The organism is Marinigracilibium pacificum (assembly GCF_012926615.1).
Lineage (GTDB): Bacteria > Bacteroidota > Bacteroidia > Cytophagales > Cyclobacteriaceae > Mangrovivirga > Mangrovivirga pacifica.
In genome coordinates this window covers 62,630-86,116 of record NZ_JABBNU010000012.1, presented here as the reverse complement: position 1 = coordinate 86,116, position 23,487 = coordinate 62,630, and the positions used below count along the sequence as shown (strand labels likewise).

General features: G+C 30.2%; 24 protein-coding genes. 4 read left to right on the top strand and 20 right to left on the bottom strand.

Annotated elements, in window-relative coordinates; translation table 11 throughout:
* Window positions 1-9 precede the first annotated feature (9 nt).
* The 3 genes from HH304_RS18185 to HH304_RS18175 all read right to left on the bottom strand — a co-directional run bounded on the left by HH304_RS18185 (window position 10) and on the right by HH304_RS18175 (window position 2,407).
* Complete coding sequence (locus tag HH304_RS18185; RefSeq protein ID WP_169684707.1) at window positions 10-714, bottom strand: pentapeptide repeat-containing protein; 705 nt, start codon at window positions 712-714, stop codon at window positions 10-12.
* Between the two features lie 359 nt (window positions 715-1,073).
* Window positions 1,074-1,595, bottom strand: a complete 522-nt coding sequence (locus HH304_RS18180) for a hypothetical protein (RefSeq protein ID WP_169684706.1) — start codon at window positions 1,593-1,595, stop codon at window positions 1,074-1,076.
* Between the two features lie 362 nt (window positions 1,596-1,957).
* Window positions 1,958-2,407 carry a hypothetical protein gene (locus HH304_RS18175; protein ID WP_169684705.1) on the bottom strand — a complete coding sequence of 150 codons (450 nt, stop codon included), beginning with the start codon at window positions 2,405-2,407 and terminating at the stop codon, window positions 1,958-1,960.
* Window positions 2,408-2,892: 485 nt separating this feature from the next.
* On the opposite strand from HH304_RS18175, the gene HH304_RS18170 reads away from it, so the two are divergent.
* The 3 genes from HH304_RS18170 to HH304_RS18160 all read left to right on the top strand — a co-directional run bounded on the left by HH304_RS18170 (window position 2,893) and on the right by HH304_RS18160 (window position 4,889).
* On the top strand, window positions 2,893-3,588 hold the full coding sequence (locus HH304_RS18170; protein ID WP_169684704.1) for a magnesium chelatase domain-containing protein: 696 nt from the start codon (window positions 2,893-2,895) through the stop codon (window positions 3,586-3,588).
* A gap of 121 nt (window positions 3,589-3,709) precedes the next feature.
* A complete protein-coding gene (locus HH304_RS18165) occupies window positions 3,710-4,063 on the top strand; it encodes a hypothetical protein (RefSeq protein WP_169684703.1) in 354 nt (117 codons plus the stop codon).
* Between the two features lie 217 nt (window positions 4,064-4,280).
* A complete protein-coding gene (locus HH304_RS18160) occupies window positions 4,281-4,889 on the top strand; it encodes a hypothetical protein (RefSeq protein ID WP_169684702.1) in 609 nt (202 codons plus the stop codon).
* 66 nt (window positions 4,890-4,955) lie between these two features.
* Here the strand turns inward: HH304_RS18160 and HH304_RS18155 are convergent, their stop codons facing one another.
* From HH304_RS18155 to HH304_RS18135, 5 genes are all read right to left on the bottom strand, one after another.
* Complete coding sequence (locus tag HH304_RS18155; RefSeq protein WP_169684701.1) at window positions 4,956-6,065, bottom strand: hypothetical protein; 1,110 nt, start codon at window positions 6,063-6,065, stop codon at window positions 4,956-4,958.
* 240 nt (window positions 6,066-6,305) lie between these two features.
* Complete coding sequence (locus HH304_RS18150) at window positions 6,306-7,703, bottom strand: DUF6035 family protein (protein ID WP_169684700.1); 1,398 nt, start codon at window positions 7,701-7,703, stop codon at window positions 6,306-6,308.
* Between the two features lie 54 nt (window positions 7,704-7,757).
* A complete protein-coding gene (locus tag HH304_RS18145) occupies window positions 7,758-8,273 on the bottom strand; it encodes a nucleotidyltransferase (protein WP_169684699.1) in 516 nt (171 codons plus the stop codon).
* On the bottom strand, window positions 8,254-8,472 hold the full coding sequence (locus HH304_RS18140; RefSeq protein WP_169684698.1) for a hypothetical protein: 219 nt from the start codon (window positions 8,470-8,472) through the stop codon (window positions 8,254-8,256). Before HH304_RS18140 ends, HH304_RS18145 begins: the two co-directional genes overlap by 20 nt.
* On the bottom strand, window positions 8,462-9,037 hold the full coding sequence (locus HH304_RS18135) for a nucleotidyltransferase (RefSeq protein WP_169684697.1): 576 nt from the start codon (window positions 9,035-9,037) through the stop codon (window positions 8,462-8,464). Before HH304_RS18135 ends, HH304_RS18140 begins: the two co-directional genes overlap by 11 nt.
* A gap of 388 nt (window positions 9,038-9,425) precedes the next feature.
* Here HH304_RS18135 and HH304_RS18130 point away from each other — a divergent pair, with 388 nt between their 5' ends.
* Window positions 9,426-9,737: a hypothetical protein gene (locus HH304_RS18130; RefSeq protein WP_169684696.1), complete on the top strand. Its 312-nt coding sequence runs from the start codon at window positions 9,426-9,428 to the stop codon at window positions 9,735-9,737.
* 130 nt (window positions 9,738-9,867) lie between these two features.
* Here the strand turns inward: HH304_RS18130 and HH304_RS18125 are convergent, their stop codons facing one another.
* From HH304_RS18125 to HH304_RS18070, 12 genes are all read right to left on the bottom strand, one after another.
* The gene (locus tag HH304_RS18125; RefSeq protein ID WP_169684695.1) at window positions 9,868-10,446 is read right to left on the bottom strand and encodes a hypothetical protein; all 579 of its coding nucleotides are present in this window, start codon (window positions 10,444-10,446) and stop codon (window positions 9,868-9,870) included.
* Window positions 10,447-10,508: 62 nt separating this feature from the next.
* A complete protein-coding gene (locus HH304_RS18120; protein WP_169684694.1) occupies window positions 10,509-14,291 on the bottom strand; it encodes a DNRLRE domain-containing protein in 3,783 nt (1,260 codons plus the stop codon).
* 21 nt (window positions 14,292-14,312) lie between these two features.
* Window positions 14,313-14,837 carry a hypothetical protein gene (locus tag HH304_RS18115; protein ID WP_169684693.1) on the bottom strand — a complete coding sequence of 175 codons (525 nt, stop codon included), beginning with the start codon at window positions 14,835-14,837 and terminating at the stop codon, window positions 14,313-14,315.
* Between the two features lie 5 nt (window positions 14,838-14,842).
* Window positions 14,843-15,262 (bottom strand): hypothetical protein, encoded by a 420-nt coding sequence (locus HH304_RS18110; protein ID WP_169684692.1) that lies wholly within the window; start codon window positions 15,260-15,262, stop codon window positions 14,843-14,845.
* 64 nt (window positions 15,263-15,326) lie between these two features.
* The gene (locus HH304_RS18105) at window positions 15,327-15,866 is read right to left on the bottom strand and encodes a hypothetical protein (protein WP_169684691.1); all 540 of its coding nucleotides are present in this window, start codon (window positions 15,864-15,866) and stop codon (window positions 15,327-15,329) included.
* Between the two features lie 861 nt (window positions 15,867-16,727).
* Window positions 16,728-16,898, bottom strand: a complete 171-nt coding sequence (locus tag HH304_RS18100) for a hypothetical protein (RefSeq protein ID WP_169684690.1) — start codon at window positions 16,896-16,898, stop codon at window positions 16,728-16,730.
* Window positions 16,885-18,447, bottom strand: a complete 1,563-nt coding sequence (locus HH304_RS18095; RefSeq protein ID WP_169684689.1) for an anti-phage dCTP deaminase — start codon at window positions 18,445-18,447, stop codon at window positions 16,885-16,887. Before HH304_RS18095 ends, HH304_RS18100 begins: the two co-directional genes overlap by 14 nt.
* Window positions 18,448-18,715: 268 nt before the next feature.
* Window positions 18,716-19,336, bottom strand: a complete 621-nt coding sequence (locus tag HH304_RS18090) for a recombinase family protein (RefSeq protein ID WP_169684688.1) — start codon at window positions 19,334-19,336, stop codon at window positions 18,716-18,718.
* A 298-nt stretch (window positions 19,337-19,634) separates the two neighbouring features.
* On the bottom strand, window positions 19,635-20,990 hold the full coding sequence (locus HH304_RS18085; protein WP_169684687.1) for a ThiF family adenylyltransferase: 1,356 nt from the start codon (window positions 20,988-20,990) through the stop codon (window positions 19,635-19,637).
* The gene (locus HH304_RS18080) at window positions 20,990-21,619 is read right to left on the bottom strand and encodes a multiubiquitin domain-containing protein (RefSeq protein WP_169684686.1); all 630 of its coding nucleotides are present in this window, start codon (window positions 21,617-21,619) and stop codon (window positions 20,990-20,992) included. Before HH304_RS18080 ends, HH304_RS18085 begins: the two co-directional genes overlap by 1 nt.
* Window positions 21,620-21,965: 346 nt before the next feature.
* Window positions 21,966-22,382, bottom strand: a complete 417-nt coding sequence (locus HH304_RS18075) for a hypothetical protein (protein WP_169684685.1) — start codon at window positions 22,380-22,382, stop codon at window positions 21,966-21,968.
* Window positions 22,379-23,485, bottom strand: a complete 1,107-nt coding sequence (locus HH304_RS18070; protein WP_169684684.1) for an XRE family transcriptional regulator — start codon at window positions 23,483-23,485, stop codon at window positions 22,379-22,381. The genes HH304_RS18075 and HH304_RS18070 overlap by 4 nt, the downstream gene beginning before the upstream one ends.
* Window positions 23,486-23,487: the final 2 nt, after the last annotated feature.

Genomic DNA, 23,487 nt, shown 5'->3' with positions numbered 1-23,487 from the left:
AAATAACATTCATTTAAAATCAAGTTTTTGATTTTCAATATTTTCAAAAATCACTTCATTACCATTAAAAAGCGTTTCATTAAAAATTCCTGATTCTCCAGACGAATTTGAAAAGGTAACATTAATAAAAGAGGCTCGTCTTAAAAATTTAGCCCTGTAAAAACGCACTTCATGTTTAAACACACAATTATTAAAAGATGTATTACCTATAAAGGTATAATTATCAAAAAATATTACTCCTTTAAAAATTGCCTCTGTAAAATCCATCCTTCCAAAACTATTAGTAAAAATCGGGTATTGGTATTTGAAAATTTTTTCATGTGTCGGTGGAAAGACAAACCCTCGAAAGTCAAATAAACTAGAAATAGATACCCATATATTACTGTTCTTTTTTTCTTGAAGCACAGTATTTTTGTAAGATTCAAAATCGCTTCTATTTTGCTCTTTTTCTGAGAAGTTACTCAGTTCACATATTTTCAATTTTTCATTGATAATATTTAGTAAAGGATCATTTTCCCTTAACTCAAATGATCTTCGAATCTCCTCAGGATTCAATCTTGAATAAGTATCCCAGTTAATAATTTTCCAAAAAAGTTCGCTTTCTGTTTCTGTTTTATCAGGTTTATGGTATAAACAATAATCACTATCACCATAAGGGTTTCTTTTACAAGATTGATTACTATCAACCTTGGATTCCCATTTACATTTATTCATAGTTTTATATTATAATTCTGTTAAACAAACCTTATTTTTTTTCATCCTCTAAAGCCCAATCAATATACCTGTAATAGGTTCTTATACTGATTCCTAACTCTTTTTGAATGTTGTGAATTCCCTATTGTCTGGAGTGTTTCGTAGTAAAACTTCAAACTTTTTTATGATTTACAGAGTCTGTGACCCGGTCATTCTAAAGCAATGATACATTGTGAAATTTAATGATCAAAAAAAGCCCCTGAGCTGGTAGAGGCTTTTGGTTTCTTATCCTAACATCCTTTAATCCTATAAATCCTGATTCAGACAATTTAGTCTTATGCGTTTCGCTGAAAAGGCAACACTCCGAATGGAGTCCTTCATCAGTATTTAAAATCAAAACGCCCTTCAGTAATTTCAAGGTTTTCATATCCATCCTTTTCTAAAGTCATTTCAAAAGTGCCGGATATAATAGTCGATTCATGATCAACTTTTGAGAATTTAACATAACCATCAACAATGTTTTCATTATAATAAATAACATCAGGTAATGGATAGGCATTGTTAAATTCTATTTCTATATCTTGGTTATTAATTAATAAGATCGAATCGCCCTGACTTATATCATTATAAAATTGCATAGTGAAATATTGTTTTACATGTCTGCGATTAAAGTCTTCTTTCGAAAAAATCATTAAATAATAAGGCCTTCCATCCATTCGATAATCTGATATAAAATTAGTCCCATTCACGTAGAAAACTTCTTCATTCAACATAAAGGCGATAAAATTTTCACCTGTATCAGATATTGGAGGCAAACCAGTATTTGGCTCCGGAAAAATATCATCACATTGACAACTACCTAACAAAACAATGAATGATATTATTATTCTAATTTTTTTCATGTATTCCAAAAAATTGCTCTTTAATCCATAATAATACGATTTAAGCACTTTAAATAAAAACCTTGATTTAATTACCCTACTATTTGGCTCTTTTCAGGCAACTCAAGGCTTATCACATACACATTCCCCCTGCTGTCTGGAGTGTCGCAGGACAACTTCAAACTTTTTTATGATAAATAGAGTCTGTGACCCGGTCATTCTAAAGCAATGATACATTCTGAAATTTAATAATCAATTAAAGCCCCTGAGCAAGCAGAGGCTTTTGGGTTCTTATCCTAACATCCTTTAATCCTATAAATCCTGGTTCAGACAATTAAGCCTTATGCGTTTTGCTGAAAAAGCAACATGCCCGAGTGGGGGATTTAATTGATTACATGTAAACCAATATAATTTATCATTGAATAAATTATAGCGAACCTATATTCTGCATATTTAAAATCACTTGATTTAGTTCCTTCAATAAGCCAAGTAACAGATTCCTTACTAAAGCCTTCACTAAATAATTCTCCACTGCATGACCATTGATAATGTAATGAAGATTTTAATGACGCTTTATTCTTTATTAAAACTTCTTCCGGGCAGTCATAAAGTAATTCTTGAGATAAAACCATAACTTCATTATGAATGTTCCTGACTTCAAGCACAATATCATCATCTAAAGCCTTATTGATTTCATTCAGTATTTTTAAGTAGTCTTCCTTTTCTAAATAATTCCTATTATAATTATTAAAAAGTTTTTTTTCGAATTGATAAATTTTATCTTCAAAACCAACCAATCCACGTGATTCTATTTTACTTTCTCGACAATTCATCAATTTTTTATTGAGATTTTGAGAATGACAGTTGTTGAAGAATAAAAAAGCGAGTAAAAATATAATATTTCTCATCGGCATTTACTTTCTAATTAAATTTTAGGCAATCTAATTGATTTAATTTCAATTTTTCTTTCCAATAAATCTATTAACTTATTTAAATTCCTTGAATCAACTGATATCCAATAACCTTGACCTCTTTTATGAGTATTTGGGTGAACCATATCAAATGTAATATTGGAAGTATTTATAAAATCTAAACCTTTAGTTTTGTAAATTCACCTAAAGCACATAGCAAACCAATACTCTTTCTTATTAATACAAAACCCAATTATAAATCATTTTATCTCCTCCCCTTTTATTCTGGAGATTAAAAATATTCGCTTGTTCAACCATACCCCTAACCGTTTACGTTTTTTAATTTGAGTTTTTTCCTGTTAATTAGCAGTTACTTAGGAATTAACTATCAACCAAAACGATAATACATGCTATCAAGATGTTATGGCAGTGCCGTTCATGGCGTGGAAGCTGTTACTATTACCATCGAAACTTCAGTGATGAAGGGAAATAAGTTTTTTATGGTTGGACTGCCCGATAATGCTGTCAAAGAAAGTGAACAACGCGTCGAAGCAGCCTTAAAATATAATGGATATTACTTCCCCAGAAAGCGTACTGTGGTAAATCTGGCTCCTGCCGATATCCGCAAGGAAGGTTCTGCGTACGACCTGCCAATTGCCATGGGCATCCTGAAGTCATCTGATCAGATCATGGCCGACAACCTAGAAAAATACCTGATCATGGGTGAACTGGCCCTCGACGGTTCTCTACGGCCAATTAAAGGAGCTCTACCAATTTGTATTCAGGCAAAGAAGGAAGGTTTTAAGTACTTTATGCTACCCGAAGCCAATTCTCATGAAGCTTCAATCGTCGATGGAATTGATGTCTTACCCATCCAATCGCTAAAACAGGCTATTGATCATATCGAAGGTATTGAGAGAATCACACCGCTGACAACCATTGCCAGTGAACTATTCTTCAGTAATAACAATGAATATGAAGTGGACTTCTCTGATGTTCAGGGTCAGGAGAATATCAAGCGAGGAATGGAAATAGCTGCAGCCGGTGGTCATAATGTATTGATGGTAGGCCCTCCAGGCTCAGGTGTCAATTACAAAAGATGATGCTAAATAACAGTAGTATATGCTAAAATTACAATAGTAAATACTAAAGAGGGCAAAAGAAAAAACGCCATCGAAAAAGATAAGAAAAGGCAAATTGGCTATTGATTTTTATATTTGAGATATGGTTAAAAAGAGCTCATTAATATCTGAGGCTGAATTTAAGCCCTACTTGAAGTCCTTACTTAAAAAATATGGGAATGTTGGTTTAGTGTTTAGGAAGTTGGAAGGAACCGGATACACTATTATTGTTTATCAAAAAGCAGAAGATGGAATATATAAAGAAGGGGAAAAACGATCTTTGGATTTTCATAATTTTTTAGTTAAAAACAGGTTTTTAATGGGAGTGTTGTTTAACCAAGCTACTTCAATAATGGATCTTTTGAAAGCAGATGATGGTGAGTTTGTGCTCCAGTATGAAGATCAATATATCATTGTTCAGGAAAATAATGAATTCAAAGTAGTTAATGCAATATAGATATTGATGGAATTAAAATTAACTGAATCCGTTAAGATCAGTATATATGGATAAAACTAAAAATCTATATCGTAGACCTGAATGATATGCTTTTGCTAATAAGGTAAAAAAAAGAGATGGTTATCAATGTACTGAATGTGGAAGGACATCCGAAGAAGTTGTTCTTCAAGCCCATCATACAAACTATGAGCCAGGAAAACTTCCCTGGGAATCTCCTATGAGTGATTGCATCACCCTTTGTAAAGGATGCCATGCACAGGCTCACGGTATAACTCCTCCATCTTCAGGATGGCATTTACTTGCTGTTGAAAACCTTCTACACCCGGAGGGGACTTGTGAACGACCGGGGTGTGGGCATGCTATCCAGTATGAGCATCACATTTATCATCCTGCTTGGGGTCACATGATTGTAGGTAGTCAATGTGTCGAATATTTGACCGATGATGATGTGAACTTTGTCCATCGGCTGCGAAAGTATTCAGAAAAAGTATCAAAGTATATTCATAAAGAGTGTAAACCTTTTATGGATGATAATGATGATATCCTATTTTATTATATCACGATAGGCAGTCAAAAACATCGGGTAGAGATCCGAATAAATGGAGAAAATGAATATCAATATCAGTTATTCAAAAAGCGAAAGTCACCATTATATACTGAGCTTTATGGTCCTCCCACGACACATGATCCTTCAAGACCTTTTTTAGTTATGGGAAAATCGTTTATCCAGGTAAAAGAAATGGCTGTTACTCATTTGTTAAATAAGATTCAAGATGATCCGCTGGACAAAAAGGTATATGCCGAATTATTTAGGGCTTTGCAGTGATGTGATTTATCATAGAAGATGCGAAAAAACTAAAGGCGTTGCGAATTGAAAATGAATATACTCCTTCTAAAAAGGTAAATTATCACTACTATAGATAAATCCTCCATCATATCTATAAATCTTATTTAAAGCTTCTTTAGTCTTTATACAAAAAGAATCAGAGTCATTTAATCTATCAATTATTTTTTGCTCTTCATTCAAGTAAATCCTGACAATTTCCCCATCAATGTCCCAAATCAATTCTAAATATTTACTAACACTTTCTTTTGAAACACTATATGAACTGGCTTCGTATAACGGATCTAATATTTCTTCCAAAAACTCAGGTTTTAATAGTTCAACTTTCCTGTCATTTTTTAAAATATCCACAAAAAAATTATCGCGGTTATTTTTAAAAAACCTTAAATTAGCTTCATGTATTCTATCATATTTTTTCAGGTATTTTTCAAATACATCAGCCTTGATGAATTGTATGCGGTAAAAATCCTCTTTTCTACGAATTATATATTGAGTAACTATTTGTTCTGATTCAATTTCTTCTTGTGTAATTGTTTTATCATCTAACATATTAAGCCTGATTAGATCTGAATCAATAATAGAAATTAAATTAAACTGATATACTGCCTTATCTGAATGAGTAACTCTTTTTCTATCTATTTCATATGCTTGAGCCTTCATTAACGATGTAATTGAGGTAAAAATATTTTTATCATTTTTAGGGGCTCCATTCCTTTTACTCATTTCTTGAAAAGCAAAGACATCATTTTTTGGAGTGTCCATAATATCAATTGAATTTTCTTTACTTAAAAATTCATAATAATCCTTATTTATATCCTTCTCTTTATTAATTAAATCCTTAATAGCGGAATCATTTGTCCGGATATGAAGAGGATTCCAATTAAAATTTGGATTGTTTAGATTTACTTCCCTTGAAACAAGAACCCATGCATTTTCACTATTCTTCTTACAACTTATTAATAAAGTTGTATAGATTCTTATATCATCTACTAATTGAACCTTGTAAGCTAAAATATCTATTTCTCTAACAGTATTTTGCAAATCATCCTCATAGTATTTATTATTAATAATAGTCCAATCATGGTTTTGAAGAATCACATTAATACTATGCTCTAATATAAAACCGGTATTTTTTATTTCTTCATTGTAACTTGGCATAAAAATTTTCATTTAATCATTTAATATCTTCTAATTTAGTTTATATGTGACTTAAACGTTTATTTATTGCATAGTTATAGTCATTGATGTATTATTGAATATTCATAGTTGATAAATCTAGGTTCTTTGTTTTGGTTGAATGAAGAACCTCACTCTCTATTTTATAATCCACCGCCCTGGTGGATTATTTTCTTCACATTAATTTTTATTAAAACTTCAATAATCTACTAAGAGAGAATACTAAAAAAATTTACCAATTATATCGTTATATAATGTTATTTGTGGTGTGTTTTTAGACTTCCTGAATTTTAGTATTTGGTCTTTTATTTTCTTTTCTTTAAACAGTTCTGGGTGATGCTTTTGGAAAGCTTTTAAATAAATCTCAAAGTATTGTGGTCTTCCTCTAATGACTGAATCTAAATCTTGTTTTAAATTTTTGTATCTTCTATATAATACCTTATTTAATTGAAGCCCCAATACTTGGAAAAGAATGGTTTTAAGTTCTTGTCTATTATTAGCACCTTTTCTTAATACTTGTTCTATTTCATATTGATTCAGTTTGCTCAAAATAAGAGCCCAAACTATGTTTAATTCCCACTCATCTTGACTAATGCATTCCCTATCATTAATATGGTAAGAATATAGGTCTTGTAATATATTTATATCTTCTTTCTCTAATGGGTTATCTTTTATAATCATAGCTATTTCGTCCAATCCACCCGTTTTAAGAAGTCTTTGATATAATTCAGACTTTTCAATTCTTTTTTTCTCCTTTGTTATATTTCTATAATAAACCTTGTAAGTTGAATGATCAAATTTCAGTTTTGATACATTTATTAATTTTTCCTTCCATTCGCCTTTATAATCCCCATTCTCCACAATGTGTTTTTTAAAGACACATGTCAGATAGAGTTCATTTTCTTGATTCGATTTTTTAATTGCTTCTTCATTTAAGATAAATGCATTTTCTCCATTGTTATAAAAAACATCACTTTTAGTAAAAGCTCGATCATTATATATTTTATTAAATGAATGAAATACCCAAAAGATAAAGACCTGGTTTTTTTTGTAAAATTCCTGTCGATCAACGATAACACTTAAAAATGTCGTTGATAGCTGTAACTCAAAAGCGATATGTAGCCTCTCGGATTTTATTAATAATTGACACTGAACATCTGGTCTTTTCCACCTTTTAGATGTTTCCTTATCTCTATATACTTTTTCTAACTCTAAATTCGAAACATTCTTTTGCTTCTTCAGGATATTGTAAAGCTTAGTTTTTAATTCAATATGCTTCTCGCCCTCTTTTACACCATTATATTTTATTCTTTCTATCTCCTTCTTAGTGAAATTATTTGATGACTTCAAATAACAGTCTATATTGGAACTCTTAAAGTGTCCAAAATGGACAATTTTCTTATTACTTTCACTTGCAAGTAGATTTAGAGGTTGTTTACAATACGGACAAACGAGCCAGGGATCTTTATTAATAAATGCCTTTTGAAGTTTTTCTCTTAATTGATGTCTTTGATCTTCACCTTTAAGTATAAGACTTACGTCAATCTTTTTTCCAGAATTAATATCTAGAACTTCATCAATGGTTCTTGATTCAACCAATTTGTAGTTAAGAATACTCATAAGATGAATTTAGCTTAACGAAATGACAAAATATGTCAAACAACACGAAGTCAATTACAAATTCATTCCTCCATTTTTATTCTTTTCCATATATTTTTTTAGTTTTTCTAAAAAGGTCAGATCTTCTTTGTCTCTTGATAAATTTCGGTCTCTTCTTGCAGCCTTTTTTAATAAAATCAAATCATCTAAGCTCACTACATTGATATCAACTCCATCTACTTTTTTCTTTATACATCTTTGATATGCATATCTAAAGTCTACAGAATTGAGATGTTTTAAAATTTCGATTCGCAAAGGAGGTGTTCCTATTCCTACCATTTTTGGTACTTGAAACATTTCATCAGATAAAGAATCTTCTGAAATACCATAATCAATACAAGCATTGATCATCTTTTTGCTATTTTCTTGAGTAGCATTTAAAAAAATATCAAGATCTCCTGTCCCTCGAATATGTCCATAGGCACCCATTGCATATCCCCCTATAAGCAAATACTCAACTTTATTTCTGTTGAGGCATAGTATAAAGTCCTTAAAATGTTCAGGAAAAGTATTATTTGGAATTTTCTTCATTAATATAAAAGATAGTTCGTTCTACTGGGTGAGTTCTATAATTAATTCCCTGCATCGCTAATTGTGCAGTCATAACCTCAAAAAACCGGACTAGATTTTCCTCCATTGTTGACTGAGCTGCTAATTTAACTTCTTCATCTATAGAATCTTCAAAAGGATCAATATAATAGATTTTCCTTGTTTCGTTTTTATCCTTCATCTTTAAACTTTCTTAATTGTTTAACATCATAAAGATCCTTATATCTTCCAAAGTGCTCTTTTTCCCAAATTAAGTCTTTTAAGCTGATAATCGTAAGTTGTATATCCTGGAACCTTGAACGTGTTGCTCTTTTATAACATTTCAAAAAATCTTCATTTTTATAAGCTTTGATGTACTCCATAAAATTAACAACAATTTCTTTATCTTTCCCAATTGTTAGAATTGACCTTCCAGATATCAATTTAACATTGAGATAACTATCAATAAAAGGGATATTAGATATTTTCAATGCATTGACCAAAATTGATATATTCGCAGGAACTTCCTTCATCCATATATCAAGATCTTTAGTAGTTCGAATATGACCATAAAATACAGTAGCCAAACCGCCGATTATCATATAGTCAACTTTCAGATCTTCTAGTGTTTTGAAGATCTGCTTTACAGCAATATTTGAAATATCCATAATTTGAATCGGATCATTATCAGAATTTGATTCATATACTCCTTTAGCCAATTGAGTTAGCTTAGCTAAAGAATCAAAATTTGTTGTTCCAATTCCCATAGTGATTATTTATTACCGTCAGTTTCAGAAAAACTATTAAATATGCTCTGAAACCCCTGAGGTATCTGGATGCTATTTAAACTAATAAAAAAAATCGACTTCAAACAAAATAGATTTAGATTCAAGTTTATAGAATTCGACCTAAGAATAAGGTTAACAAGAAAACAGGAAATGAATGACTAAGAATTCCTATCAATAATTGCTGAATATAGATTACAAATTTCTTTTTCCCTTTCGTCCTGAAAATGATATATTTGCATAGCTCTTTATGAATAGCTCTCTATTCATAATATTCATAGTTGATAAATTCCTATAGCCTGGCTCCCCGCCGGGCTTTTTTTATTACTTAATATATATATATTCACAGACTTATTAATAAAGAGCGGACATGATGAAAAGCACCTTGGTTGTCAGGATCAACAATGATCTGGACTGGGATCTTTTTGACCAATCAAAACTAGCTATGGGAACCATTTTTTTAAAAGACATCATATGTTTTCAAATAATAGGAGCTTCTGTATTGGTTAAAAGCCCGAATAGTTATTTTAAAATGGAACGAGGAATTGTTATTTGGCCAGTCGGAGGAAGACCTGTGATGAATAGCACAAAACCGAACCAGAGAATTGAAGTATTAGTAAAAAAAATAATTTTAACAAAACCACAGAGCAAGTATGATGGTCCATCATACTTCATCAATTAAGTAGCATTGAAAAAAATAAATAATAAATTGCAAGTTTAAAAAGGGTGAGGAATAATTCTTAGGTAAAAGATCTTATAACAAACACTTACTCTCCAGAAATAATTTAGATCATCAAATCAAAAATCTTATTCTAATTATTAATCTTTTTTTCTCTAAGGGATCCAACTAATAGTGATGTGGATATTCCAAAATAGTATCTGTCTTTAGTTGCAGTCATTCTACAACCAACACCTAAACCAAAATATCTTGAAAATGGAAATTCCAAACGTGGGTTTAAATATAAAGCAGGAGAAAACGATTCTGAAAATTCCGCATTATCTATAGAAATATTCTCCTTATAGATAGGATCGTAAAGTTTTGTAAATCCAACACCTCCATTAACACTGAACCTGATAGTTTCAATATCATTTAAGTAGAACCCTTTCCCAAAAGATACCCCAATGTTATGATTTTTTTCTTTCGGAACAATATACGGTGTTAGAGCATTAATAGAACTTTTATCAAGCCAATTAGGATACCTTTGATAAAAGGCATAAAAACCACTAAAAACTAAATTATTTTTTGTTATAAAATTCAAAGTAAAAGATGCTCCAGCATAATTACCATGATCCAAACCAAGATCAATATAAAAAGATGGTTTTTTGGCATATTGTCCAAAAGCGCAATATGAAACAATAAATAGAAAAGATATAAAGATTATTTTTCTCATCTTATTAAAAAAATAAATACAAAAAAAATATAGCCTCCCAAAAAGGAGGCTATAAAATAATTTTATTGTCTATCTAAAATAATCTGTTGTTCAGATAATCGTTGACCATCAATAGTAATAATCACCCAATAATTTCCATCAGGTAAATTTTGAAGATTCATTGTAAAATTTGATTCAGAAAATGTATTCTTATACATTAGAACACCATTATAATCAATTACTTCAACATCAAAAATTGTATTATTTATCCTCGAAGTTTGAGAAGTCTTAATATTTGAAGAATTGATAGAAGTGTTTTGAGTCTCTGAGGATGATAATCTTGAACCATAGGTTTCAGGTTCACTACTATCACTCACCGTAACATTAAAATTACCATCGTCTGACGGATTGGGAGAAATTGAAGTAGACATTGAAAACGGTTGAGTATTATCCGAAACAATTACTGGAAGAGAAACACTTTTAGTTCCACATTCATTGGATAATTGAAGAGTAATATTATGATATCCTAAAGTACCTGCCGTGTATGTCAATCCGTTAGGACTACTATTTGAAATCTCATTCCAGCAACGTAACCTACCTGAATTATCAGTAGAACATCCTTGTGGAATTACCCAATCAAAGCTTGTATATTCAGGAAGATTTTGAACTGTAACCGAACTAATTGTTCCTAAATATATATTTTGATTACCATATACTCCTGTTTGAGAAACATCAGGACTTCCTAAGGTGATTTCCTTTACTATTTCCGGCATACTCCCACAGTTATCTGATATCACAACTTTTACATACGTGGGACCAGTTGTTCCATTAGGCACTACAGTCAAACTATTTGTATTCTGCCCTGATATATAATCTAAGGTATTACTATATGACCAGGAATAGTTTAATTGAGCATTTGGAGAAACACCTTCAATAAAATAAGTTTCCTCTCCACATATACTGGACGAACCTGCAATTTGGAAAATATTCGGATCACCACAAGTTGAATAGCAGCTATAAAAACTATTATTAGTAGTTATTTCTTTTAGTATCCAATCAGCAGACTCTTTAGTCATTTTTGTATGAGGTGTGTTACCTGCTGTAATAAAATAATTATCAAAATCTGTGTACTCGCTTAGATCAAGCTCCCTAATTTGACTATATGATTTGAATAAATCAGATTCATCAACAGTTAAATTTCCTTGACCGATATTTAAAGCACTAATTACAGGAACAAAAGAAAATTTCTTTATATCCACTGGGATGTTTCCTGGTAAGGTATCTGCTATTTCAAGTGTACTTAAATCAAAAAGTCCCCCTGAAGCATTATCATATGGCTGGATCTTAATCCCTTCTGGTCTATAATCCTTACTAAAAACCACATCAGTATCATGCCCTAAACCCCATAGAATTTCTCTATAAATTTCAAGTTCTCCTAGATAAACCCGCTCTCCGCTGGTTTTAGCTGATCGTATATCTGTTCGGAAATTTACATCTGTATCTGTTGAAAATACATTTAGAAAAATTCCACCACTCGCCTTATAATAATTTGTAAAAGCAAGTCCAGCAAATGCTAACCCCTGCCAATAGCTTGGATTGTAAACTAAACCTTTTCCATCAGCAAAAGATTCCCCAGCTGTAAACCCAATATCACCACCACATTCTGAACCATTTGAAATTGCTAAATTTCTAGCATTTTGTGGCATACCCAATGTATTATTAAGGTAATTCACAAAGGAATCATGGATACCATTATCAATTTCTAAATTGTCTCCACCACCCACGACTCTATTAATAATCATTTGTTTCGCAGCAGGTAAATCTGCATATGCTAAGCCAACATTTAATTCTTTTAATTCCGGAACAAAGTCAGAAATTTTCCAAGGTGTTTTGACTAATAATAATGGAGGAAGTCCTAGCTTAACTCCAATGCCAGTCAAATGCTTTATTGCCGCTTGTCCTCCAATTGGTACATTAGCTCCTAAATGAGGTGTATCATAACTTATATAATGAGAAACTTGATGATCATCACCTCTCATTTCCATTTCTCTTAGAGCAACCTTTGCTACTAATCCCCCCATACTATAGCCTATCACGACATTCTCCTGTGTACCAACTTTTGTTTGATTTACCCAATTGAGAACTTCCTCAAACATATATGCATTCTGCCTAATATCCGCTGTTCCATCATCGTAATCTACGAAAACCAAATCATAACCTTGATCGGATAATTCCTGAATAAAATTCTTTCCAGATGGTAATTGTACACTTAACCCTCCATCTTTTGACCTCCAAAACATTGATTCATAGTTATTATTAAGATAAGGATTAGTTTCATCCTTAATTTTCCAAATATCGAAACCTTCCACAACAATAAATGGCTTATCAAATATACCATCAGGACTAAAAAGAAGAGTCACAAGGCCTTTTTTCACTTCTCCATTATACGGTCTGGTACCCACAATCTCCATTTCTGGAGGATATTGACTATAGATAGTATAACCTCTATAATTCGTTGGAGAAGCTTTATTTATAACTATTTTACTACTAACAGTTTTAACAGTCCCATCATCATAATGGAATGAAAATATTAATGTTTTTTGTCCATCAGTTGGGTAATTGATCACAATATCCTGATCCATTTGGTAATCACTAAATCCATTCCCATCATTAAAATATGCCGAAATTTTAGTTAGTGTTTTTGTTGTATTCGTTTCATAGAGCTCACTTGAAAATCTAAATATTTGCTGCTTCCCTTCAAAATAATGACGTGTAGGAAAAACTGCAAATGTCTCTCTTAATTCATAAGGTCTAGTTGGTCTTCCATCAACATCATAAATTTGATCATTTTGAACTTCAAACAAAGAATTTAAGAAAGCATCGTTTTTTATAATATCATATTCGTAATATATAGATACTATATTAGTTACATCAGTATTTTCTAACGCTTTGGTTTTTATTTTTTGTTGAAATTCATCTGGGGTAAGCATTCCTATATCATTATAAAACTGCATAGAATACAATGAAGAATAAATTCTCAAACCCTGATCCATACTTACCACATTTGAATCAGATTCCTGGCCATTAAATGTTTCTAAATTGATATGATCTAAACCATATTCTTTTAATAAACCTGTTTGGGTTTCAGATCTATCAACAAATTCAAAAGTATGGTCAATGTTATTTTGAAATAAATCAGAATATTCTATTCCATCTGTAGAATAGATAATTTCAAGCTTTGGATGAATTGAGCTATTTGGGTGGTTGGTACTTGCATAATTTCTCGCCCTGTAATATACCTCATTATCTAATTTAAACTTCAAGCCGAAGTTAGAGGATGGATCCGATAACCACTCATTTACAAATTCGAGAATATTTATTTCTATATTTTCTGTTGTAGTAGAGCTGGGTTGAACCCATACAGATTCCAAAATATCAGAATTAGGTTGATTGTTCCAAGTAACAGTTGTCTCATTCCATGATTCGGTAATTTTTTCGAGATTTACTGCATTTGAACCGCTTAATTGGCTATTACCATTATATGCAGAGCTTGAAGTTACTGCTGGGTCACTATAAAGCTTTAACTTTGCACTTAAAATTGTAGAGCCCGATGGGATTTGAGATAAATCAAACTTCAACAATGTTCGATAAAAATATTTTTGTCCTGATACTGTCCAGGCTGTAGCTTCAATTCGTTGATGTGAACCATATGTAGTATTTGCTCTATATTCATATCCAGATCTTTGATCTTGTAAAATAGAGACATCTATGACTCCACTTCCTGAACTTAATATTAATGTGTCTTGCTGACCATAAACATTAAAAAAAATGAGATAAATTAATCCCAAGTATAAAATTTTATTCATAGTAATTAATTTTGTTGCTCTTTATTTGTATTTAAAATCGAATCGTCCTTCTTTAATTTCTAAAGTTTTAAATCCCTCTTTTTCTAAGGTCATATCAAAAGTGCCAGATATTATAAAAGTTTCATGATCAACTTTTGAGAATTTAACATACCCATCAACAATATTCTCATGTGTATAAATTACCTGAGGTGTTGGATAAACATTGTTAAATTCAAAATCAATGCCTTGGTTTTGGTTTAATAAGATTGAATCACCTTGACTTATTTCATCAAAAAATTTCAAGTTAAAAAATTGTTTTACTTCTCTTCGATTAAAATCTTCTTCCGCATTAATCATAAAATAAAATGGCGTTCCATTATCATTATATTCTGAATATTGATAATAACCATCAGCTATAAATATTTCTTCATTTAACTTAAATGCTATAAAATCTTTACCAGTTTCAGAAATCGGAGGTAACCCAGAACTAGGTTCTTCTATTACATCATCACATTCACATCCAGTTAAAAGAAGCATGAAAAAGAAAATATTTTTAATATTTTTCATACGCTTTAAAAGTTTAATTCAGCATCTTCTTTATTTATTGTCGCTTTATCATCTTTCGACATTTTTTTACTTTTTTCCTTTAAATAATAAGAGTTAGAATTGTGTGTTTTAGCTTTATATTTCTTGAGTTTTAATAGTTGTTCATCTGTTAAAATAGAGTAATATTTATCGTAGAACTCTCTATTAAACAACTCAAGATCAGCAAGAACATATTTTTCCTTACCATCTTCTTTAATCCTCTTTTGTCTATCTTTTAAGATGGTCAACAACTCCTTTTCTTGTTTTTTACTCAGTGATAAAAAATCATCATGTTTAGTTAATAAATACTTCACCTTTTCATCATCCTTTACTTTCACACTATCTTGTCCAAAAGACACATGAATTGTGAAAAATAATAACCCCAAAAAAATCATCTGTTTTAACATAATTAGCTCTTTTAATAGTTTACAACATATATTTAATCATTAATATTCAATACTAAAGGTAAATTTAATTTGAAATAGTTAAATCAAATCTACCATCCTTTATATCCAATGTTTCATTATTCTTTTCAAAATTCACATTAAATATTCCAGACACTATTTTATTTTCTAAATCCCATCTTTTTAATTCTAGCTCACCAGAGACAATATGGTTTGCATCAAAAAAATTACCAGGCTCAGGTAAAATCCATTGATAATATGCAATAGCCTCAGTCGTCGAAGTTATACCAATATTATAAATATTATTTTCAGTAAATGGTGGTAGTAATCTTATAATTATAAATTGATCTATTCCCTCAGATGGCACTTTTAATCCTCCATAAATAATTAATTCTCCTGACTCTTCATCTATTTTTGCATAGATGTCAGAAGTTTCAACTATATTAAATTTCACATCATTAATAGATGCTCCAAATGTACCAAGCCCTGATTGAGTTTCTTCAGGTAGTGTGCCTGTAGAATTAGTAGGTTTTATTTCCTCTTTAGAACAAGCAATTACTAATATGGTTAGACATATCTTAATTACTAAAAAAAAAATTCTCTTCATAGTTAAAACATTTATTATGATAAATTCAATTAATAAATGATAGTTGAAAGCCCGTTCAAAAGTAACAACTTTTTTTATTAATTCTGAAAAAAAGCCACAAATTAATCAACCCACTTTAGTTTAAGAAAAGAATAAAATTTAATAAACTTTAAAAACACATGGATTAATTGTAATTGTAAGTCACTAACAATCACATATTTATAAAAAATAAGCTCTATTATCTTTTGAATTGTTTATAAACAAAAAAAGATCCAAGAATAAAAACGAACTTTAAATTATGTAGAATTGGAAATCTTCTTTACATTTTAACTATAAAATCCATAAGGCAAATATTAATACCAATATCCAAATTAACTTTCCTAAGAACATCTTCTTATAAATCGTCTTATAGCGATCATTAACTTTAACAAAAGGGATGAAAGTATTTAAGATTTGAATAGTCAGAAAATATGCTATAAACTTTTCATACCATCTTTGAAACCCTACCTTTTTGGGGCTGAGTTTATAGTTACAACTTTAATTGATTTTGCAGAGATTTTTAATTTCCATTTGCCCATAAAGAGATTCATAGGATCAACCAAAGAAATAATCATAAATAATTCGGTGAGTAGTTTTACTTGATAAAGTTTCTAAAATATATAAGCATTCAATGTATCATCCCTGGGGGTTCTATTGAAGTGTTCAATAATCCGATTTAAATTGGAGTGTCAAATTTAATATTTTTTATCTTATTAGATAAATTTATATAATTCAAAAAACCTTAAAATACGGCCTCAGGAATTAATAAAATAATATATATCTAATTTAGACACACTAAATAAAACCTGGATAAAAAACCGTATAAATCCTGTTACAATTACTTCAGAAGGATTTGGTATTTTCTATTATCTGATTACGAATAACCTTTTTGTCAATTCCCTTCTGAGTATATGAACTAAAACTTACAATTTTAGCTTGCTTAGTTATATTAATTAGATTTCTAGAAAAATCAAGTGTAAGTTGTGTGTTTTTTTCTTCTTTATTTTCCATCATAAAAACCCATTTGATTTAAAGAATGTACAGATTGTTGCTCAAGAGTGCCTAATGCTTGCAAAGATAACTTGGTTTTAGGTTTAAATCTTGTTAATTCAATTTTATTATATTCATATTGACCCAACTTGTTCTTTCTTTCAATAGTTTTAGTAAAAAATTCTAAATACCTTCTTGGAGCCACACCATCATACATCAAAATTTTAACCTTTTTGCTATTTTCACTGTTTTCATCTTCAGTTATAGCATCCTCATGTAAAGAAGTGCATAAACTTTTAATGTATGGTTCAATGTAGTAAATCTCTGTTATACCTGCAACTATAATATGCCGAGCACAATTATGACATGGATAAGTAGTACAATATAATTTACCATTTTTCATTTTAGAACCAGCTAATTGACTACCATTAATTATTGCATGCATTTCAGCATGAACAGATCTAGAAAATTCAATTAAATCTTTTACTCTAGATGAATTTCTCAATATATTTTTTAATTCCCTTTTTAATTCCTGATTCTTTTCTAAAAAATCACTAATTGCAATATTCTTATCAAAAATTTCAAAAATAGAATCGGCCATTTTAGTTTTTTCAGAATCATTACTACAATAACCTTTAACAAAACACCTATTATCTTCTACATCATTTTCATCATATAAATTCCCTCCATACTTAGGTACATCATTCCAACCTTTGGAAATTAAATTACCTTCAGTATCTACTATAGCAGCTCCTACCTGTCTAGATAAACAAGCTGAATTTCCTGCAGCTGATTGAGCATCATACATTGCTCTTTCTTGTTTCAAAGGTGTTATTATGGAACTATTAAATATTAAATGCAAATATCTTTCTGTTTTTTTATCAATTTCAGCTTTTAATTTATTAGACATTCGAAAGAAAAAATCAGCATGTATGAATGTATTTCTCACATTTTGACCTTCTGTATTATTTTCAAAGCTATCAGTACTTATAAGCTCATCAATTTCAGCTTGAGATAAATCTTTTCTGAGTAAATATTCATTTCGTTCTTGTAATGGAGAAAATATTCCAAACATGTAAAATAAATCTTTATAAATAGAACGAAATAAGTATAACTCCTCCTTATTTTTAATTGAATCAATAATATAACAAATTCGTCTAGTTTTAAATCTTAAAGGATCAGTAACTAATTCCCCATCTATAGTTAATCTTTCTCCATGAATTTTTTCTATCGCTAAATCTGCTAAAATAGAAGGACTAAAATTTTTTCTTAGTTTATTTCCTTGTTGAATTTTAAATTGGATTTCTGAATACATAGCAGTTTTGCCATCTATATTCTTTAGTTCATCCTTTGTATTCTCTAAAATAAATTCACTAAGTTTAATAATTTCCACATCATAATTATACTCTTTCAAACGTCTTTTAAGTGAATCTATAACAATTTCCTTAGACGATCCTATTGTTGAGCAAATTCCAAATATAAGCTCTTCAGTTTCAGTATTTTGAACCTTATCTTTTGTAGTTTTACCCAAAATTTCAAAATCCGTATTTTTCTCGACTCTTAAATTATTCATAGTTGAAGCTTTTCCTTTATTCAAAATTCAATTATAAAATGAAAAAATATAAATCCACTTTATTTATTCTAAATTTACTTTGTAAGTAAAATTTATTTTCAGTTTTTTAAAACTTTAGAAATGATAATAAATTTAAAAAGTATTTCAAAAGTGCCATTTTTTTTAAAAAATTAAAACTCCATTTTTATAAAAAGGGTAATAAAAAAACATTGTGAATGAAAATAAATAAACTATTCAAAACTTTTCCTTTTTCTTTTATACCATTTAATTAAATGGTAATTAAATTCATTTTTACTTTTCTGATAGTATTTGGTGAACATTTACATAGTTTTTGAATTTCACGAGATGAATATCCCTTGGATAAATACTTAATTATATCTTGATGCTTGGTAAGAAATTTTTCCTCAGATTCTTTTGAACCAACTTTTCTTCCAGTAGTTAACCCCCTTGCTTTCCTAGCCCTTATTCCCGATTTTATTCTATAACTCAATTGTTCACTTTCAAGTCTAGCTAAATCAGCCATAATTGTAACAATGAGTTTTGTAAATATATTTCCAGAATGGTCTCCTTTATTAATTGTTGTTCCTAGGTTATGTATGTAGATCGCTATCTCTTGTTGTTTTAAATCTTCAATTATATTTAATACATCAACTGTATTTCTACCTATTCTGGATACTTCAGAAATCATTACACATTTAACATCATTTTCATATGCATACAAGAGAGCTTTTTGGAGAACTGGCCTGTGAAATGAAGATTTATTGAAAGCGGAAATTTTTTCTGAAAAAACTTGGGCAACCTCAAAGCCAGAGATTGACTTCATATCATTTAACTGTCTTTTAGTGGATTGGTCTTTTGAAGATACCCTGGTATAAATTATCGACTTCATGTTACAATTTAATCATTAGTTAAAACAGTAACATTATTTAAATACAAAATCTTAAAGAACTGAGCGCCACATAAAAAGTAGTAACATAGTTTAATTAATAACGATTGTGTGTTTTTAATTTAACATATAAGAAACAGCAATAAATGAAGATGTTCCGAGAACAAACTAACATTTATTGCTGCAATTTTTTACTATTTATTTTGATACCACAAGTCAATCAACCATATCCAAATTATTATTGATGTTTAGATATTGATAGTTATAGTACAATAATAAATTTAAAATCCTCATGTTCCTTTTAATAAAAATTCAAATCAAGAAATGGACTAGTTTTTCCTTTGCCTATTGAATCAGCTAGCATTAAATTTTCGGGAAAAGCATCTTCTTCTTCAATAACATTCTCACAAAAATCTATACAGAAACCTAACTCCTTTTTATATTTAAATCCATGAATCCTATGTAGAAAATCAGTGACTGCTAAAGAAGCAACTGTAGTATTCAAACATATCACTGTAGGACTCCCTTCGTTAACTTCAGCTAAATACCCTGCTTGTTTCTTTATTTTATAATCTTCAGGTGAAAATAATTCAAGTGCCTCAGATTCCAAATCGACTGAATTATACATACCTCTGGTCATTAATGAAGATCCACCTGGTAATAGATAACGAACCCAACCTACCATACTATTAATACCTCCTTCTCCATCTGGCTTTAAGCCAACAGATAGATCAGTATAACCAATAATAAAAAAAGTTGTTAACCTATTGATAATCTCTCTCGGTAGATATTTATCTATGCAACCAAATATATGATCGCATGTACTTAATTGCATCAATGATAATTGAGATTTACATATATTCTCATTGAGACCAGTAACTTTTACATTAAGGCCGAAAGACTCTATCTTTTCCTTAAAAAACTCTACCTTAGTTTTACCAATATCATTTAGTGACGCTCCAAAAATCCTGTTCAAATTTTCTATTTCAATTGTGTCATCATCCACAATTATCAATTCACCTACGCCACTTCTGGCTAACTCCAGAATAGTAGGTGATCCTAACCCACTGCAACCTACAACACCAATTTTCAACTTTCTTAAAGTCTCGGTTGTAGCTTTACCAAATACTTGTTTATTTCTGATTAGAAATTCCGGCAATACAACATTATCATCATCTGAATAATATAGTTGTCTTTCGCCTATTATTGATATTTTATCAATGCTATTAAACTTTCCTTCATTAGAAATTAGTCTTCCAAACATAAAGCCATTAGGAACGACTACCAAACTTGCTGTTGGTCTCCCGTCATTAAAATAAGCATTGAAATAATCAAATAATTGTACATCTGATGAATCATCTGTAGTTGAGAACTGTCTATAATCTGATGGATGACAATGAAACTTCACCAAAGTCATATTATCAGTTAAGGCAGTATCAAGATATTCATCACAAAACTCTGTAGGCCAAGAAATGAAGTTTGGATATCTTTCGCATATCTCATGCGGTACTTTTATTAACCTATGTAACATAATGAAATTTTGTCCCATAAAAGTATTATAGCTACATAAGCCTAGCATTGCACTTTCATTTTCATCTTGGAAAAGAAATTCCATCATTTCATCATGTAACTTTTTTGTTAGTCTAAATGTTGTCATTATCTTTTCAACTCCTCCTTCAGAAAAAATCTAATTAAATCAATATGAGTTTCAACACAATCAACACTTGAATCCCAAGAACAATCTGGTGTCCTATGTCTACTCCATTGTTGATAAGGTTTGCCATCCATTTTCGTGTTTGTAATTCCAATTATATTTTTTTTATCTATCCTTATAAGTCCAGGAGAAAAATATGCCATATCCAGTTGAACAGCGTTATACATAGGTGGAATAATAATAATCAAATCTGATTTATTTTGAACATATCCAGCAGGGAGTACAAAATCTGATATTTTTAATATCTTTCTATTCCTATCTAATGAAATGCTCCATTGACCATCGAATTCTTTATTTAAAAAATCAATATCCTTAGATAAAAGAGGGCTTACGCCCTCAATTAATCCATCCTTTACCTTTTTAGGTCTTATTCTAAATCGCTCAATTCCCGGATCAGAAAGATCAATCTTTTGATCAGATGAAATTAATTCTTGCTGATTCCCTTTCTTTACATAAAAAAGATCTGCCTCCTGTGGATCCATATATCCACCAATTTGAAGAATCTCTTTACCTAAAAGATGTTCCGTCGGAACATCATATACTTTATTATTTATTTGAATCTTATAATTCATTTTTCTTTTTAATTAGTTTTATTAATTATTATTAGACATCTCACCTCTTGTTTTTAGAGATTTATTTTTCTTCTTAATGCCTTTTGCATTTAAGTTTATGCTTTTAAGAAGACATAGGTTTACTTATATCTTTTCGCTTTTGAAAAAATTTTATTTTTTATTAATTCCTCGGAAATGTCTGAAAGTCAAATCGCAAGCAAAGGCAATTGAACAATAAAGGCTTGCATTTTAACGTCTTGAAGTGTATATTTGCAGTACAATCAATCAAATAGATCAAGGGCTGCGAACCCTTGATTTCAAGAATTAAAAGCAAGCCAGGACATTTACACCTGGTTTCTTTTTTTATTTATTTTAACACTTTTACATACGATATTTTTCTAATAATTACCTGAGTAATTTGTTCATAACTAATAATTTCAATATTTTCTTTTTGTGCAATTTTCCGTATTGCTAAGTTTTCTGAAAGCAACCTATTCCCTTGATTTAGGCAAAGTTGAATTGACATAAAGTCAGAAATGGTATATTTTAATAGACTATATTTATCCGATAAAATAAACACCTCTGAAATATTCATCCTATCACATTCATCAATCAAAATAATACCCTTATTGATATAAGGGTCTAAGTACAACTGATCAATTCTATCAGATTTTTCCCATTTATTTTGATGTACTATAAATTTAAAATTATGATCTTCTGAAAGAAATCCTCCCTTTCGAAGTTTTAATAGTAAATCAATATCGTTAACTACAATCTCAATCATCCAAGTGCACTTTCTAAGGTTTGTTTGAACTTTTTATAACCAATCCCCAATAATTCTTTTGCTTTATCTTTTGAAATATGTCCTTCTACAATACCTCTAAACACAAACTGTTCAAATTGTGTTGATTTTTCATTGCCTAGATATTCACCTAAATCAGAAGAATATTCATTCTTCATCTCCTGATATTGAACCCAAGAAATAATATCAGACAAAACTGCCCCCACTAACAATGCTTGAACAGAAATCCCATACTTCTCTTTAATTGTCCTTAACTCAGCTTTTGAAATTCTCGTTCTTTTTTCACCCAGTTCAAGCAATAATAAATTTCTGGGCATCAACATTGTCGCAGCAAATGCATCACAAAAATTTTCTATTTCATTAAAGTCATCGACACCCATATTCAATACTAAATGTCCCAATTCATGCATTGCAGTAAACCTTCTTCTGGTTGTCTCAGACACCGAACTATTCAATACTATGATTGGAATATCATTGACAAAGGCACTCAATCCCTGAAATTCACCTGGTGAATCAAAATCAATCACATGAACACCATGATTCTCTAAAGTAGTTATTACAGAAACAATTGGACTTTGTCCTAAACCCCATTTTTTCCTTACCTTCATTGCTGCCTTTTCAGCATCAACTCTTGATTTAATAGGCTTATCATTTTTTAGTGGATTATTAAATTTTATATCAACATTAAGAATATCATAAAGCTCATTAATCTTCAATAACCGATCAACAGTTGCACTTTTAATACTATCAGTCAACTCACTTGGTAAATCAACTCCACTTCGATAATTAACTCGATTAAGATTGAACTTTGGATTATGATGATATGTATCTACGATCGAAAAATTATTTTCTAACAAATGTTGCTTTAGGTTTTCATTAAAAAAATCTTCGATTTTCACCTTCAATTTTGAAGACAATGATAACACAACTTTCATATTAGGATAAGCTTCCCCACTCTCATATCGTCTAATTGTTTTAGAACTAACTTCGATTTTCTCTGCTAATTGAGCTTGAGTCAAACCAGCATTCCTTCTTAGCAAGCTAAGATTTGAAGCAAATACTACAATATTATCTTTAGTTGTCATGT